The organism is Streptantibioticus silvisoli (assembly GCF_027947535.2).
GTDB classification, from domain to species: domain Bacteria; phylum Actinomycetota; class Actinomycetes; order Streptomycetales; family Streptomycetaceae; genus Streptantibioticus_C; species Streptantibioticus_C silvisoli.
The window spans coordinates 80,719-96,333 of the sequence record NZ_JAAGKO020000006.1; the positions used below are offsets into that span (position 1 = coordinate 80,719).

11 protein-coding genes and 1 pseudogene are annotated in these 15,615 nt (G+C 72.2%); 3 read left to right on the forward strand and 9 right to left on the reverse strand.

All coding sequences use genetic code 11. The features are described 5' to 3' along the window. Nucleotides 1–52 precede the first annotated feature (52 nt). From POF43_RS06555 to POF43_RS06570, 4 genes and pseudogenes are all read right to left on the reverse strand, one after another. Nucleotides 53–298: pseudogene (locus tag POF43_RS06555) on the reverse strand (transposase family protein); the annotation flags it as partial. A 72-nt stretch (nucleotides 299–370) separates the two neighbouring features. After that, on the reverse strand, nucleotides 371–1,069 hold the full coding sequence (locus POF43_RS06560) for a response regulator (RefSeq protein ID WP_271324276.1): 699 nt from the start codon (nucleotides 1,067–1,069) through the stop codon (nucleotides 371–373). A 155-nt stretch (nucleotides 1,070–1,224) separates the two neighbouring features. Then, nucleotides 1,225–2,382 (reverse strand): sensor histidine kinase, encoded by a 1,158-nt coding sequence (locus POF43_RS06565; RefSeq protein WP_271324275.1) that lies wholly within the window; start codon nucleotides 2,380–2,382, stop codon nucleotides 1,225–1,227. A gap of 227 nt (nucleotides 2,383–2,609) precedes the next feature. Beyond that, entirely contained in the window at nucleotides 2,610–3,161 is a 552-nt protein-coding gene (locus POF43_RS06570; protein ID WP_271313863.1) for a hypothetical protein, read from the reverse strand. Nucleotides 3,162–3,728: 567 nt separating this feature from the next. Between POF43_RS06570 and POF43_RS06575 the strand changes: the two genes are divergently transcribed. Next, a complete protein-coding gene (locus POF43_RS06575; protein ID WP_271313864.1) occupies nucleotides 3,729–4,553 on the forward strand; it encodes an SDR family oxidoreductase in 825 nt (274 codons plus the stop codon). A 417-nt stretch (nucleotides 4,554–4,970) separates the two neighbouring features. Here the strand turns inward: POF43_RS06575 and POF43_RS06580 are convergent, their stop codons facing one another. Beyond that, a complete protein-coding gene (locus tag POF43_RS06580; protein WP_271324489.1) occupies nucleotides 4,971–5,714 on the reverse strand; it encodes a hypothetical protein in 744 nt (247 codons plus the stop codon). Between the two features lie 489 nt (nucleotides 5,715–6,203). Here POF43_RS06580 and POF43_RS06585 point away from each other — a divergent pair, with 489 nt between their 5' ends. Next, nucleotides 6,204–7,904: a cytochrome c biogenesis protein DipZ gene (locus POF43_RS06585; protein WP_271324490.1), complete on the forward strand. Its 1,701-nt coding sequence runs from the start codon at nucleotides 6,204–6,206 to the stop codon at nucleotides 7,902–7,904. Between the two features lie 131 nt (nucleotides 7,905–8,035). Here the strand turns inward: POF43_RS06585 and POF43_RS06590 are convergent, their stop codons facing one another. The 4 genes from POF43_RS06590 to POF43_RS06605 all read right to left on the reverse strand — a co-directional run bounded on the left by POF43_RS06590 (nucleotide 8,036) and on the right by POF43_RS06605 (nucleotide 14,078). Beyond that, nucleotides 8,036–9,724, reverse strand: coding sequence for an ABC transporter family substrate-binding protein (locus POF43_RS06590; RefSeq protein WP_271324491.1), 1,689 nt, complete (start codon nucleotides 9,722–9,724; stop codon nucleotides 8,036–8,038). A 175-nt stretch (nucleotides 9,725–9,899) separates the two neighbouring features. Continuing rightward, on the reverse strand, nucleotides 9,900–12,134 hold the full coding sequence (locus POF43_RS06595) for a dipeptide ABC transporter ATP-binding protein (RefSeq protein ID WP_282704451.1): 2,235 nt from the start codon (nucleotides 12,132–12,134) through the stop codon (nucleotides 9,900–9,902). After that, complete coding sequence (locus POF43_RS06600) at nucleotides 12,131–13,093, reverse strand: ABC transporter permease (RefSeq protein ID WP_282698426.1); 963 nt, start codon at nucleotides 13,091–13,093, stop codon at nucleotides 12,131–12,133. Before POF43_RS06600 ends, POF43_RS06595 begins: the two co-directional genes overlap by 4 nt. 1 nt (nucleotide 13,094) lies before the next feature. After that, the gene (locus tag POF43_RS06605; RefSeq protein ID WP_271318596.1) at nucleotides 13,095–14,078 is read right to left on the reverse strand and encodes an ABC transporter permease; all 984 of its coding nucleotides are present in this window, start codon (nucleotides 14,076–14,078) and stop codon (nucleotides 13,095–13,097) included. Nucleotides 14,079–14,969: 891 nt separating this feature from the next. Between POF43_RS06605 and POF43_RS06610 the strand changes: the two genes are divergently transcribed. Further along, nucleotides 14,970–15,584, forward strand: coding sequence for a TetR/AcrR family transcriptional regulator (locus POF43_RS06610; RefSeq protein WP_271315893.1), 615 nt, complete (start codon nucleotides 14,970–14,972; stop codon nucleotides 15,582–15,584). Nucleotides 15,585–15,615 lie beyond the last annotated feature (31 nt).

Consider the following 15,615-nt stretch of genomic DNA (forward strand, 5'->3'; position numbering starts at 1 on the left):
GACCGTGCTCACGGCATGCCCGATGCGACCGCGCGGGCCATGGCCCGGTAGGCCCTCGGGACCGGACCGAACTGTTGATGGTGCGTTCGACGGTGTTGCGGAGCTTGTACAGCTGCCGGTCGAAGGTGACGGGCCGTCCGCCGCGTGAGCCGCGCTCCTTGCGGTGGGCGGCCTGATCCCTCTTCTCGGGAACGACCGCTTCGATCCCGCGTTCGCGCAGGTGGGAACGGTTCTTGCGGGACGAGTACGCCTTGCCGCCGGCGACTGCGCCGGGACGGGAACGCGGATCCTGTTCAGGACGCCCTCACCCATTTCATGATCCGCCGACCGAGACCTGCGTCACCGTCCACAACCTCCCGGGACAGAACACCTAGCCGTCGGTCCCGCCGGACCGGTCGGCCAGGCCGTGCCGCCAGGCCCAGGCGATCAGGGCGGCGCGGTCGTCCATCGCGAGCTTGGCGAGCACGTGGTTGAGGTGGGTCTTGACCGTCGCCTCGCTGACCACCATCTCCTTGGCCACCTGCCGGTTGTTGAGGCCCTGGGCGACGAGCCGGACGACGTCGATCTGACGGCGCGTCAATCCCTCAGCCGCCAGCGGCAGTTCGGTCGAGAGCGTCGGCAACGGGGCTGCGGCGCGGGCGGTCGGCTCGTTGACGAGCAACTGGATCAGCCGCCGCTGCACCGCGGGGTCGAGGACGGTGTGTCCGGCGGCCACATCGCGGACCGCGGCGAGCAGTGCCTCGCTGGTGGCGTCCTTCGTCAGGTAGCCGGCGGCGCCCGCCCGCAACGCCGGCAGCACCGCGTCGTCGTCGGCGTACGTGGTGAGGATCAGCACCCGGACACCGATGCCCGCGGAGACCACCCGGGCGGTCACCTCGGCGCCGTCCAGTACGGGCATCCGCAGGTCGACGAGGGCGACGTCGGGCCGCAGCTCCGAGGCCAGCCGTACCGCCGTACCCCCGTCGCCCGCCTCGCCGACCACCTCGATGTCGTCGGCCGAGGACAGGAGCAGGACCACCCCGTCGCGCACCACCGCCTGATCGTCGGCCACCAGCACCCGAATCGTCACCGCTCCGCCTTCCCCGCGCACGTTCGGCGTCCGGCGCCCGGACGGCAGCCGAGCCGCTCACGCCCCCATCTTCCCGCCGACGCGCCCTGCCGTTCGCATGCCCTCCGGTTTGATGGACCGCGGTCGGGCCGGGCTGCCGCGTCGGCCGCCCGTGCCTACCCCGCCCCGCTCACCGGCACCCGCACCTCTATCCGCCAGCCGTTGCCGCTCGGGTCCGGTCCGGCGTCCACCGTTCCGCCGACCGCCTCGATCCGCTCGCTCATGCTCCGCAGCCCCGTGCCGCTGCCCATGACCCCCGACGGGCGGTGCCCGGCCGGCAGGCCGTGGTCGCGGACGGCGACCCGCAGCGCCCGCTCCTCCCAGGCCACCCGCACCTCGATCGCGCTGCCGGTGGCGTAGCGGGTCGCGTTGGTCATGGCCTCCTGCACCGCCCGGTACACCGCGTGGCCCGCCTCGGGGCCGAGCCGGCCGGGGTGGCCGGTGACCTGGAGGTCCGCGTCGCCGGGGAAGCCGCCGACCAGCGCCTTGAGGTCGTCGACACCGCGCAGGTGCGGCAGGCGCAGGGCGTCCACCGCGGCGCGCGCCTCCTGGACGCCGTCGCGGGCGAGACCGGCGGCACGGTCGAGGGGCCCGGTCAGCGAGGCGGGGGAGTTCTCGCGGCGGGCGATCGCGCGGATGGCCTGCAGGTGCACGGAGAGGCCGGCGAGGCTGTGCGCGAGCACGTCGTGCATCTCCCGGGCGATCCGGTTGCGTTCCTCGGTCGCCGCCGCCTCCTGCTGCGCCTGCCGGGACGCCTCCACCTCGGCCAGCAGCGCGACGGCCCGGTCCCGTTCGGCCTCCAGGGCGCTGTGCGCGACGGACCGGTCCGCGATGAACCAGGCCCCCACGCCCGCGAGCAGGCCGCCCAGGCTGCCGGAGACGGCCATGATGGTCAGCCCGAACGCGATCGACACCGTTCCGACGGCCGCGATGCGCGCCGGGCCCGCCGGAATGCACAGGGGCAGGACGGAGACGCCGGCCAGCGCCGGGACCTCGCCGAGGCCGCTCGGCGACAACGCGATGGCGGCCAGTCCGGAGCCGATGGTGACCGCCACCGCGAAGCCGGCCGAGTACGAGGGCCGGGTCTGCCGGGACGCCAGCATGCCGAGTTCGGCGCACAGCACCAGCACGCCGACGATGAGCCGGCGGGTCGGGTCGGAGGCCGCGAGCACGGTCACCGCCCCGCACGCGAGCATCGCGACCACGCCGGTCAGGGCGCGGTGGTCGAAAGGCCGCCACCGGCTCGTGCCGGCGCCGCGCTCCTTGGTCAACATCCCGGGGTCCTATCGGTCGGCGGCCGGCACCATCTGTCGGGCGGCGGCAGGTCCAGCCGGTCGGCGTCCCCGACCGGTCCACCGGGTCCCCCCGGTCCGTCACCGGCTGTCGGCAGCCGGCTACCGGAGGCCCGGGGCCGGCGGTTGGTTACCGGCTACCGGTCGCCGGTAACCGGTCCGAGCCGGTTCGAGCCGGTTCGAGCCGGTCCGCGGGCTTGCGGGCCGCGTCAGACGTAGGTGTCGGGCCGGGCCGCGGGGACCGGGCTGAGCTGCTCCTCCTGGCGGGCGAGGGCGGTGATGCGCTGGCCTCGGACGACGATCGTACCCAGCCGGACGATGACCTCACCGAAGGCCATCAGGATGAGCGCTGTCACCCAGGCCTGTCCGCTGGTGATGTCGTGGGCGACGGAGAAGTGCGCGAGGTGGGTGGCACCGGAGGTGTGCGAGGACCAGACGGCGAAGCCGAGCCGGAAGCCCATGCTGATCACCCACAGGGCCACCGCGCTGAGGCTGGCCTTGATCCGTACCTGTCCGGCCGTGTACCGGACCCGGGTGAGCAGGCCGCCAGCCAGGCCGAAGACGACCCCGACCGCCGTGAACGACCCGATCAGCACGAGATCGTTGCCGGCCGTCGGCACGCTGTGCAGGTATTGGCTGGCCGCCCAGCCGATCAACGCCAGCGGCAGCAGGATGGTGCGGGCGGTCAGCCGTGCCTCCCGCAGCTGGCGGAAGACGATGAGGAGGAGGGCGATGTCGATGATCCAGTCGGAGAGGCTCATGCATTCGACTATCCGGCGTGCGGCTCCGAATACCTTCAACCCGTGGGTGGAACCCGGGTTGAACCCCGCGGGCCTGCGGGTGACGGGGTAAGGGCGACGGATCACGTCCCCTGCCCGCATCGCATCTCCTGCTCGCCGGCGCGGCGGCCGGTGCCGGACGGGGTGAGGCTCTCCCGGGGAGGTGGCTCGCCCCTTCCGGTGACGGCGTCGCCGGTATGATCATCTTCGGCATGATGGCGACACCGGGTGGCCGGATCGCGGTGGGTGCCGTGGATCGCGGCACCTCTGCGGTACCCGCTGACGGCGGCGCTCGGCGGTGGGCGTCCGGGGGCGTCCGGCGATGGACCGCGGAGGGCATCCGGCGGTGGACCGCGGTGGGCGGATGCCGTCGTCCGTACAGGCGGCCGGGACGGGGTACCCGGTCCTCGTGCGCGGGCGGTGGCCGTCCGGGCATGGCTCCCGTGGAGCCGTCCCGCCACTCGTTCCGGGCTCCGGTCACGGGACGGGACCGACAGAGACGCCGCCGCGCGCGGCGCCGCAGCGAACAGGATTTATGGGGTACATGCCATGACGCAGAAGGTCTGGTTCATCACCGGTGTCTCGCGCGGTTTCGGCCGTGAGTGGGCGCTCGCGGCGTTGGAACGCGGTGACTCGGTCGCGGGGACCGCGCGTGACCTGTCCACGGTGGACGACATCGTCGCCGCGCACGGGGAGCGTTTCCTGCCGCTGAAGCTCGACGTCACCGACCGTGATGCCGACTTCGCCGCGGTCCGTGAGGCGCACGAACGGTTCGGCCGCCTCGACGTCGTGGTCAACAACGCCGGGTACGGCCACTTCGGGCTGGTCGAGGAGCTGACGGAGGCCGAGGCCCGCGCGCAGCTGGAGACCAACCTGTTCGGCGCGCTGTGGGTCACCCAGGCGGCCCTGCCGTACCTGCGCGAACAGGGCAGCGGCCACATCCTCCAGGTCTCCTCGATCGGCGGGATCAGCGCGTTCCCGCTGGTGGGGATCTACCACGCGTCGAAGTGGGCGCTCGAGGGGATCAGCCAGTCGCTGTCGCAGGAGGTGGCGCAGTTCGGTGTGAAGGTCACACTGATCGAGCCCGGCGGGTTCGCCACGGACTGGTCCGGCCCCTCCTCCCGCCGCTCCGAGCCGCTGCCGGCGTACGCCGAGTTCCACGAGCAGGTGCAGGAACAGCGCCGCAAGCGCGTAGGAACCCCGGGCGACCCGAAGGCGTCCGCCGAGGCCGTACTGCGCATCGTCGACGCGGACGAGCCCCCGCTGCGCTGCTTCCTGGGCACCGCACCGCTGGGCATCGCGAAGGCCGACTACGAGCAGCGCCTGGCAACGTGGGAGAAGTGGCAGCCGATCGCGGAAGCCGCCCAGGGCTGAGGCGGCGGGTCACGGGTTAACGGTCCCTCAGCCGATCCACCGGCCTCCTCCCGCGGTCCGGGGGGATGAGGTTGGTGGCGGTGGGGGGGGGGGGGGGGGGGGGGAGGTCGGCACCGATGCCGGCACCGGCCCGTGCGGATGGCGCCGGGCCGGTATCGCGGTGCGTGGGTATCGCGCTGCGTGGGCGGCGCCGTGCTGCGGGGCCGGCCGGGGGAGCGGCACGTGAAGCCGAAGACGCCCCGGAGGTGCGACGGGGCCCAGCAGGCTGGCGGAGGTGCGACGGCGCCCAGCATGCCGGCGTCCGCGTGCCGAACCCAGGGATGCGCGTCGCACGCGTAGGGCCGTAAGGCCGTCGATCCCGGGGCCGTGACGCAGTCCGTCCCACGAGCCCGATCCGCATCTCGTGCGAACAGCGGTTCAGTTGTGGACGCGGTCGTAGGCGAAGGCGAGCAGGTCGTCCAGGGTGATGTCGGTCGGCGCGGCGGTGGGGTCGGTCGAGTCGGCGTACCACCAGCCGTCGGACCAGCGCACGCGCCAGACCTTTCCGTGCCGGTTTTCGAACTCGACCAGGCTCCCTTCGCCGCCGTCCATCTCCCGCAACTCCATGGCCAGTACGTCGGGGTCGGTGAAGCCGCGGTCGGGGCCGGTGCTGCGGGACTGGGTGCGGGTGTTGATGTGGTGCATCTTCACCCAGGGCAGCGGCGGGCGGTCCTCCAGGCCGACCGGCAGCACGTCATAGCGGGCCCGCGCCTCCACCAGGTTCTCCCGTCCGGAGAACTCGCTGTCGTAGGCCGGGAAGAAGATCCGCGTATGGGGTGTCAGCTCGGGCTGCTCGACCGCGTAGAAGTCGTGGACGCGGGGCCCCACCCCGGCGAGGGCGTCGAAACGCCGCAGGCCCGGAGCGCGGAAACCGCCGGCGCGGGTCAGGTAGGGGTTTTCGGCGAACATCTCCTCCTCGTGCTCGATGGCGAAGGCCAGGACGGCCGCTGCCGCGTCGGGGTCGAACGAGTCGGTGGCGTTCACCTGGAGCAACCGCTCGCCGTCACGGGAAAGCACGCCCACGAAGTCCAGCCCCGGTGCGGGGTACCAGTGCCAGGCACCGGACCATCGGTCGAACGGCACCGCGTTGGGAAAACCGGCGATCACGCTTTTCAGGTCCACCTCGAACTCCTCATCACCGCGACAGCCTGACACCAGCTGAGCGCGCTGTTCGACCTCGCCCCGCGCACCGGACTCCGCAAAGGCGCATTCCTCGGACCACGCTGGGCAGACCTCGACCCGGCCGGGCGGAAGCGTCCAGCATCGGCTATGCCGTCCAACGCACCATCAGCGCCGGCCCGATCGTCGTTCTCAACCAGCCTGTGAACGGGGGACCGTTCTACGTGGTGGCGACGCAGTGCCAATGGCACGAGGATCGGGAATGGGTGGACGCTCCTACGCACTTCGCTCCGTTCCGCGGTGTGAGTGGCGCCACGCTCTGAACGTCACCCGGAAGTCGGTCTGCTGCGGAAACGGGAGGACCCCCGCTCCGCACACCCCCCGGGAGGATCCCGCACCGAGCTCGTCCCGGCACAGCCCCACCGCGTACGCTCGCGATCTCGCCGGAACGTCCTTGGCGATGCTCAGTGAACTGCCCTGCTGGAGGCTCCCATGGTCACCCTCGCCCTGATCGGGCTGGTGGGCGGACTGATCACCGGTATTTCCCCCTGCATCCTCCCCGTCCTGCCGGTGATCTTCCTGTCCGGCGGGGTACAGGGCGCCCGGACCGCGGAGGGGGGACGGCGGTCCGGGCGGCGGCCTTACCTGGTCGTGGCGGGGCTCACCCTGAGCTTCAGCGTCTTCACCCTGGTGGGCACGCTGGCGCTGAGTTCGTTGCCGGTGCCGCAGGACATCATCCGCTGGGCAGGTCTCGTACTGCTGGTGCTGCTCGGCGCCGGCATGATGTCCCCCCGGGTGGAGGCCTGGCTGGAGAAGCCGTTCTCGCGGCTTCCGCAACGCCAGGTCGGTGCGGACCGCGGCGGGTTCGTCCTCGGGCTGGTGCTCGGCACCGTCTACGTCCCCTGCGCCGGACCCGTCCTCGCGGCGATCACCGTGGCCGGCGCGACCGGACGGGTCAGCGGGCACATCCTCGTGCTGACCCTGGCCTTCGCCATCGGCACCGCGATCCCCCTGCTGGTGTTCGCCCTCGCCGGACGCGGACTCGCCGAGCGCCTGCGGGTGTTCCGCAGCCACCAGCGCCGCATCCGCGTCTGCGCCGGTGTCGTCGTGATCGCCCTGGCCGTCGCGCTCACCACCAACCTCACCGATGCCGTCCAACGTGCCATCCCGGACTACACCTCGGCCCTCAACAAGGGCGTGAACGGCTCGGGCGACGTCACCAGGGCACTGGGATCGGGCGGCAGCGCCGCGCTCGCCGCCTGCGCGCAGAACCCGGACCCGACGGCCGGACTCCAGAACTGCGGTGCCGCGCCCGCGATCTCGGGCATCCAGCAGTGGCTGAACACCCCGAAGGGCATGCCGATCAGCCTCCGCTCCCTCAAGGGCAAGGTCGTCCTCGTCGACTTCTGGGCGTACTCCTGCATCAACTGCCAGCGCGCCATCACCCACGTCACGTCCTGGTACTCCACCTACCAGGCCGACGGCCTCGTGGTGATCGGCGTGCACACACCGGAGTACGCCTTCGAACACGTCCCCGGCAACGTCGCGGCCGGTGCCAAGCGGCTCGGCATCACCTATCCCGTGGCGCTCGACAACACGTACACGACCTGGAACAACTTCGGCAACGACTCCTGGCCGGCCGAATACCTCATCGACGCCAACGGCACGGTGCGTTACGCCTCCATCGGCGAGGGGGACTACGGCCACACCGAGTCCCTGATCCGCCAACTGCTCACCGCCGCGCACCCCGGGACCACCCTGCCCGCGGCGACCCGCGTCGCCGACACCACGCCGACGTTCGCGTACGAGACCCCGGAGACCTACCTCGGCGCCGAACGCGCCAACAACTTCGCCTACGGCCCCACCCTCAGCGCGGGCACCCGGACCTACCACTACCCCTCCTCGGTGCCCGGCGACTCGTTCGCCCTGTCCGGCACCTGGTCGGTCGGCGGCCAGGCACTGACCGCGAAGTCGACGGCGGGCATCGCGCTGAACTTCGACGCCAACGACGTCTACCTCGACGTGGGCGGCACCGGTACCGTCACCGCCACGGTGGACGGCAGGACCACGGCGTACCGGATCTCGGGATCACCGGACATCCACACCCTGGTCAGCCGCAGGACCGCCCGGCGCAGCACGCTCAGGGTGACGCTGTCGCCGGGGCTCAGCGCGTACTCGTTCACCTTCGGTTAGAACCTCCCGGTCCCGCTCCCGACGCCGAGGGCCTGACGCGGCTGGCGTGGGCGTGGCGTGGGCGCGGCCGGCGTGCCGCGGAGGACCCGGCGGCGGGCGGTGTGCGGTGTGCCGCCCGCCGCCGGAGCGGGTTACTTCTGCCAGCCGATGGTCTCCGGCAGCGGGGTGCCGAAGATGGTCGCGCCGACGTTGGCGAGGCCGTTCTTCACCCCGTAGATCGACGGTCCGCTGTACAGGGGCAGGAACGCGTACTGCTTGAGCTCCTGCTGCTCGACCTTGTTCGCGGCGGCGATCTGCCGGGTCAGGTCGGCGATCTGCGAGACGGCCTTGATCTGCTTGTCCAGCGCGGCGGTTCCGGCGCCGGTGATGTTGGACGGGCTGGTGGAGCAGTACTGCTCGCACAGGTAGCGCTGGCCGAAGGGGTCGAGCGAGCGGTTGCCGGAGAGGAACAGGTCGAAGTCGTGGGTGCTGATGACCTTGGCGAAGTCGGACTCGTCGACCGTGCGGATGGTCACCTTGACCCCGATCGGCTTGAGCATGGCGACGAAGGCCTCGGCGGTGGCCTTGTCCAGCGGGTCGTCGCCGATGAGGGTGTAACCGACCTCCAGCTTCTTGCCGTTCTTCACCCGGACGCCGTCCGCGCCGGTCTTCCAGCCGTCCGCGTCCAGCGTCTTCCCGGCGTCCCGCGCGGAGTGGGTGATGACCTTGGCGACGTTGTCCTCGTAGCCCTTCTGGAAGCTGTAGAGCAGCCCGGAGCCCGGCAGCGGTTCCGCGTAGTCGAGTCCCTGGAACTCGATCCGCGCGATCTGCGGACGGTCGATCGCCTCCATGATCGCCTTGCGGACCGGGAGTTCGGACAGCTCGGGCGACTTGGTGTTCAGGTACAGCGCGTACTCGAACGGGCTGCCGCCCCGCCGGATCGTCGTTCCCTTGACGCCGCTGATCTGCTTCAGGCCCTCCGCGTCGCCGGTCGTGGCGTAGTCGACCTGGCCGTTGCGGAACGCGTTCACGGCGGCGGTGGATTCGAGGTTGACGAAGATCCGCTTGTCGAGCTTGCCCCGCTTCCCCCACCACTTCGGGTTGCGGACGAACGTGATGTCGCCCGAGTGGGTGTCCCAACTGCCCACGGTGTAGGGGCCGGTGCCCCACTGGGCGTTGGCCTTCTTCAGGTAGGCGGTGTTGAAGTCGGTGACGTTTGCGGCCTTCGGGTTGAGGAAGGTGGAGAACAGCGCCGGCCAGGAGGCGTCCGCGCCCTTGAAGGTGATGACCGCCTGCTTGGCGTTCACGCCCGCGGTGACCGAGGTGATGTGGTCGTAGCCGTCGGTGGACGAGGCGTTGAACTTGGAGTCGGATCCGTTGTTCGCCTTCCAGGTGGCTTCGATCGCCTTCCAGTCGATCGGCGTGCCGTCGTTGAAGACCGCCTTGGGGTTGATGGTGAGGGTGACGACCTGGTTGCCGCCGGTCACCTTCACGGCCACGTGGCTGTAGTAGTCCGGGTTGTACTGGACGGCGCCGGTGGGCGAGTACGTGATGGCGTCGGCGTTGTACCAGAACCAGACCCGGGCGGCGGTGAGGGTGGCGTCGGCGTCGAAGGGGTTGCCCTGGTCGTCGAAGGTGCCGGCGGTGGTGTAGGTGCCGCCGTCCTTGATGTCGGCGTAGGGCTGCGGGTCGTAGTCGACCGCGGCGGCGGCGGTCTTCGGCGTCGCGGGGCCGCCCGCCGGGGACGAGCCGGCACCGCCGGAGGCGGAGCAACCGGTCGCGGTGAGTCCGATCGCGGCGGCGAGGGCGACGCAGGGCAGCAGCAGTCCATGGCGTTTCACTGACAAGTGGCCTTCCGTGAGGGGCGGTTGGGGGCGGTTTGTGCTGGCGGAGGGGAAAAGCGGTATCCGGCTTCGTCGGGCCGAACGGAGGGTGCTTGGGGTACGTCGCCCGCACCGCATGCGCCGACCGGGTCGAGCGCCGGCCCGTGGCCGTTCGGTCCCGTCCGGCGGGGGATCAGCCGGCGTGACAGGCGAACCGGTGGTCCGCCCGGCCGGGCACCGGCGTGGTCCCGGGGTGTTCGTCGCGACAGCGGGCGCGCAGCTCCGGGCCGAGCGTGCGGTGCAACGGACAGCGGTCGACGAAGACGCACCCGACCGGCGCGGCGGGCGCGCGGCCCGGGGAGCCGGGGACCGCGGACACACCAGGCGCGCCGAACACGCCGGGCGTACCGGGCAGTTCGCCGTCCAGCACGATCCGCTCCCGGCCGCGCTGACGCTCCGGGTCGGGAACCGGTACCGCGGACAGCAGCGCCCGGGTGTACGGGTGCCGGGGATCGGCGAAGACCGACTCGGTGGCACCGGACTCCACGATGCGCCCGAGGTACATCACCGCCACCCGGTCGGCCACGTACCGGACCACCGCCAGGTCGTGCGCCACGATCAGGTACGCCAGGCCCAGTTGCCGCTGGAGGCCGGCCAGCAGGTTGATCACCCCGGCCTGCACCGAGACGTCGAGCGCCGAGACCGGTTCGTCGAGCACCAGCAGCTTCGGTTCCACCGCCAGGGCGCGGGCGATGCCGATGCGCTGGCGCTGCCCGCCGGACAGCGCGGCGGGGAACCGGTCGGCGGCCGAGGCGTCCAGGCCCACGAGCCGCAGCAGTTCGAAGACCCTGGCCCGGATCTCCTTGCGCGGGCGGCCGATCGCCTGGAGCGGCTCCGCCAGCAGTTGGGAGACCGGCAGGCGCGGGTCCAGCGCGCCGAGCGGGTCCTGCATCACGATCCGCAGGGTGCCGCGCAGTTCGCGGATGCGGGCCGCCGAGCGCAGGTCAGCGGTGTCGGTGCCGGCCACCTCGATCCGGCCGCCCTCGGGCCGGCGCAGCCCCATGATCTCCAGCAGGGTCGTGGTCTTGCCGCTGCCCGACTCACCGACCAGGCCGAGCGTCTCGCCGGCCCGCAGGTCGAAGGAGACCCCGTTGACCGCGTGCACCGTGCCGACCCGGCGTTTCAGCAGCGCGCCCCGGGTCATGGGGAAGGTGCGCACCAGGTTGTCCACCCGCAGCAGCACCTCGCCCGGCGCGGTGCCCGGCGCGGCGCCCGGCGCGGCCGGCTCCGGGGCCGGCCGGATGTCCACCGCGTCCCCCGGCTGCTCATGAGCCGCGGTCGGGCCGGTCACCGGATCGAGTGTCCCGGCCGCGATGTCGTCGGCACGGACGCAGGCGACGGTGCCGTGCCCGGCGATCGGGCGCAGCGGCGGTTCCTGCGTACGGCACGCGTCGACGGCCAGCGCGCAGCGCGGGGCGAAGGGACAGCCGCCGGGCAGGTCCACCAGCGACGGCGGTTCACCGCCGATCGGCAGCAGCGGACGGCGTTCGCCCGCGTCCACGGTGGGCACCGCCGCCAGCAGTCGGGCCGTGTAGGGCATGGCCGGCCGCCGGTAGAGCTCCCGGACGCCGGCCTGCTCGACGATCCGCCCCGCGTACATGACGGCCACCTCGTCCGCGTACCCGGCGACCACCCCCAGGTCGTGGGTGATCAGCAGCAGCGCGGCCCCGGTCTCGGCCTGCGCGGTGCGCAACACCTCGAGGATCTGCGCCTGCACGGTGACGTCGAGTGCCGTGGTGGGTTCGTCGGCGACCAGGACGGCCGGCCGGTTCGCGACGGCCAGGGCGATCACGACGCGCTGCCGCATGCCGCCGGAGAACTCGTGCGGGAACGAGCGGGCACGGTTGCGCGGATCGGGGATGCCGACCAGGTCGAGCAGTTCGACGGCGCGCTCGCGGGCCGCGGCGCGCGAGAGGTCCTGGTGGACCCGCAGCGCGTCGCTGAGCAGCCGGCCCACCGAGAAGATCGGGGTGAGCGCGGAGAGCGGGTCCTGGAAGACCATGCCGATCTTGCGGCCGCGCACGCGGGACAGTTCGCGGTCCCGCAGCCCGACCAGGTCGCGTCCGTTGAGCAGCACCTGCCCGTCGAGCCGGGCCGAGGGCGGCAGCAGGCCCATGACGCCCGTCGCGGTCGCGGACTTGCCCGAGCCGGACTCGCCGACGATGCCCAGCGTGCGGCCGGGCAGCAGGTCGAAGCTGACGCCGCGCACCGCCTCGACCGGTCCCGCCTCGGAGGGGAAGGAGATCCGCAGGTCGCGTACGGACAGCACCGGCCGCGGGCCGTCCCCGCCGGGGCGAGGGGCACCGGCCGGTGTGGTGGGCGACGGGTGGGGCAGCGTCGCGGGCGGGGGCGGCGGGGTGCCGGTCATCGCGTTCCTCCTGACGAGCCGGTGGCCGACGCCGGATCGAGCGCGTCGCGCAGCCCGTCGCCGATCAGGGTCATCGAGACGGTGAGCAGCACCACCAGCCCGGCGGGGAAGCCGAACAGCCACGGAGCGCTGGTGAGCGAGCCGGAGCCGTCGGCGAGCATGGTGCCCAGCGAGACGTCCGGGGTCTGCACGCCGAAGCCGAGGAAGGACAGCGCGGTCTCGCTCAGTACGGTGGCGACCACCCCGAGGGTGAGGTTCAGCACCAGCAGCGAACCGAGGTTGGGGATGATGTGCCGGGCGACGATCCGCCACGGTCGCACCGCCATGAACTCGGCGGCGGTCACGTAGTCGCGTTCGCGCAGTGACGTGGAGACCGACCAGATGACCCGGGCCGTGCCCATCCAGCCGAACACGGTCAGCACCACGATCAGCACGCGCCAGTCCCCGGCGAGCCGGTGCGAGACCAGCGCCAGGATCAGGAACGACGGCACCACCAGCAGGAAGTGGATCAGGGCGAGCACGGCCTTCTCCACCCGGCCGCCGAGGTAGGCGGCGCCGGCGCCCACCACCGCCGCGACGACCACGGTCATGACGGAGACGCTGACCGCTATCGCGAGCGACCGCTGAAGTCCGTGCACCGCCTCGGCGTAGACGTCGTTGCCGCCCTGGTTGGTACCGAACCAGTGCGCCGCGCCCGGGGACCGGGTGAGCGCGGTGAAGTCCGGGTCGGAGTAGCGCCAGTGCGTGAACGCCGCGCCGAACAGGCTGAACAGCACCAGCAGGGCGAACACCGCGGCCCCGGCGACGGCGGGGCGGTTGCGCAGGTAGCGCCGCAGGTAGAGGCGGCCGAGGCCGATCCCGTGGCCGCCCGCCTCCCCGCCCGGCCCGCCCGGGGGAAGATCGGCCCCCGCCTGCGGAACGATCAGCGCGGTCGGCGGCGTGGACGTCTTCGGTGCCATGTCAGCTCACCCGGACTCTCGGGTCGAGGAACACCGTCGCCAGATCCGCCAGGACCGCGCCGATCGCGGTCATGGCCGCGCCGAACGCGGCGGTGGCGACGGCTCCGTGCACGTCGTTCTTGCTGATGGTCTCGACGAAGTACTGACCCATGCCGTCCCAGCCGAAGACGGTTTCGGTGATCACCGCTCCGGTGAAGATCGCCGGGACGGTGAAGGCGACCGAGGTGGCGGTCGGGATGAGCGCGGCCCGCAGCCCGTGCCGGCGGATCGCCTGCGCCCTGGTGAGCCCGGTCGCCCGGGCGGTGCGCACGAAGTCCGCGTCCAGCGTGTCGAGCAGCAACGCGCGCTGCGTCAGGTGGTAGCCCACGTAGCCGATCAGGGTGAGCGTCACCGTGGGGAGGATCAGGTGCAGCAGCCGGTCCCCGAGCACCGGCCAGAACCCGGTCACCCCCGGCGAGTTCTCCCCGGCGACGTAGAGGAAGCGCATCCCCGCGTGCTGGTTGAGCCAGATCGCGACGAAGACCACGGCCAGCGCCATCACGGCGGTGGGGATGTTGAAGAGCACCACGGAGACGGTCTGCGCGATCCGGTCGCCCCAGCCGTACTGCCGGGAGGCGGTCCACACCGCCAGCGAGACGCCGACCAGCACCGACAAGGCGGTGGACAGCAGCACCAACTCCCCGCTCACCACAGCCCGGTAGCCGATCTCGCCGTTGACCGCGATGCCGGTCGGCGAACTGCCCCAGTCGAAATGGAGCACGATGTTCGCCAGCCAGTGCCACCACCGGTCCACCACCGGCTGCCGGGGGTCCAGGCCGTAGGGGGCGAGCGCGGTGTCGATCTGCGCCTCGGTGCGGACCGGGCGCAGCGTGCGGTAGTCGGAGCGCGGATCGAGGAACCAACTGGCGAGGAAGAACGTCGCGTTGGTGGCGACGACGATCATCAGCAGCCAGCCGGTCGTCTTGCGCGCGAGGTAGCGGAGCATGACGGCGTGTGGTTCTCCAGGCAGGGGGAGGCGTACGCCGATGCGCACGCGATCAATGTGCGGCGTAGGTGTCCTCACCACCAGAGGTGGCCGGTCTTCGCCATGTGATCGCAACACGGCGCAACACAACGACATCAACCGGACGTCCGGACCCCCTCCGCGGACCGTCGGGCCGCCGGGACGGAACCTCCGCGGGGGGCGCCGGGCGGGGCCGGTTGGCTCGCCGGTCGGCCGGTCGGGACGCCGCCGGACCCCGTCGGGACGCCGGTGGGGACCAGTCGGGCGCCGACCGGGCCCAGTCGGGCCGCCGTCAGGGACCGCTCCGCGCTGCGGACGCGCACCGCCGTAGCCACCCGGCGCCGTTGACCCGGCGCCGTGAACGCGGATCGGTCGCGACCCGATCCTGACGAGCCGTCACATACGCGCCGGTGCGTCGAAGCCCACCGGCGCCACGACCGGGCCTGCCGAGCACCGCCTGTCGTCAACGCCCGTGCCAACCAAGGTCGTTCCGCGCCGAAGGCACGTCACCGCACCCCTCCGCCGTACCCCCGGCGACGCTTGCGGGACTTCAGGCGCCCACTCGGCGCCCCTCGGACAACAGGCGCTCACCCAGCGCACCCGGCCAACAGGCGTTCGCCGCCCCTGCGTTGGCCGCTCCGGCATCGGCTGCCACGGACGTCGGACGTTCCCCGCCGCCCGCCGGCCCCACCGCCGCCGGCCGGCCCCACCGCCGGCGGGCACCCCCACCGCCGGCGGACACCCCCACCGCCGGCGGGCACCCCCGCCCCGCCGGTCGGCCCCTACTGCCCCCTACCCGCGCCGACTTGGGCGGGTTCGGCTTCCCGCGATGAGGGGTTGCGCCGCGTCGCCCGTTCAGTAAATACTTACTGCATGCGTGACACTCGATCAGAACTTCTCCATGCCGCGGCGGAGGAGTTCGCCAGGCACGGGTCCCGGGGCACCCGGATCCAGGCCATCGTCAAGCGGGCCGGCGTCAACGAGCGGATGATCTACCACCACTTCGGCAGCAAGGACGAGCTGTACGCGAGCGTGCTGGCCGATCAGCAGTCCCAGCTCGGTCAGGCCTGGACGCCGGTGCTCGGCGAGGCCGTCGGACTGGAGCCCTACCCGGGCATGGTCCGCGCCCTCCAGGGGTTCTACGACGCCCTCGCCACGATGCCGCTGCTGCCGGCCCTGTGGATGCACGAAGCGCTCAGCGGCTGGCAGACCCAACCGCTGCCCACTCCCGACAAGCTGCCCCCGGCGCTGCGGGAGCTGTACGAGCGCGGTCAGCACGAAGGCGTCTTCGTCAAGGAGACGCCGTTCGAGCAGGCGTACGGCGTCGCCATGGCGGCGCTCATCGCCCTGCCGATCTTCGCCCCCCGGTTCACCAAGATGGTGCCCGGCGCCATCGGTTCCGGCGCCTCCGCGGACCCCGACACCCGCGACCAGGTCATCGAACAGCTCGTCAACGGTTTCGTCGTACGCCCCGACCCCACCGGGTGACGTCCCGCGACGCCAGCGGCCCCTTTTCACC

Excerpts from the sequence above, each read along its gene's own strand:
- POF43_RS06565 (WP_271324275.1), bottom strand. The coding sequence starts at position 2,382 with ATGTTGACCAAGGAGCGCGGCGCCGGCACGAGCCGGTGGCGGCCTTTC.
- POF43_RS06570 (WP_271313863.1), bottom strand. The coding sequence starts at position 3,161 with ATGAGCCTCTCCGACTGGATCATCGACATCGCCCTCCTCCTCATCGTC.
- POF43_RS06575 (WP_271313864.1), top strand. The coding sequence starts at position 3,729 with ATGACGCAGAAGGTCTGGTTCATCACCGGTGTCTCGCGCGGTTTCGGC.
- POF43_RS06585 (WP_271324490.1), top strand. The coding sequence starts at position 6,204 with ATGGTCACCCTCGCCCTGATCGGGCTGGTGGGCGGACTGATCACCGGT.
- POF43_RS06595 (WP_282704451.1), bottom strand. The coding sequence starts at position 12,134 with ATGACCGGCACCCCGCCGCCCCCGCCCGCGACGCTGCCCCACCCGTCG.
- POF43_RS06600 (WP_282698426.1), bottom strand. The coding sequence starts at position 13,093 with ATGGCACCGAAGACGTCCACGCCGCCGACCGCGCTGATCGTTCCGCAG.
- POF43_RS06605 (WP_271318596.1), bottom strand. The coding sequence starts at position 14,078 with ATGCTCCGCTACCTCGCGCGCAAGACGACCGGCTGGCTGCTGATGATC.
- POF43_RS06610 (WP_271315893.1), top strand. The coding sequence starts at position 14,970 with ATGCGTGACACTCGATCAGAACTTCTCCATGCCGCGGCGGAGGAGTTC.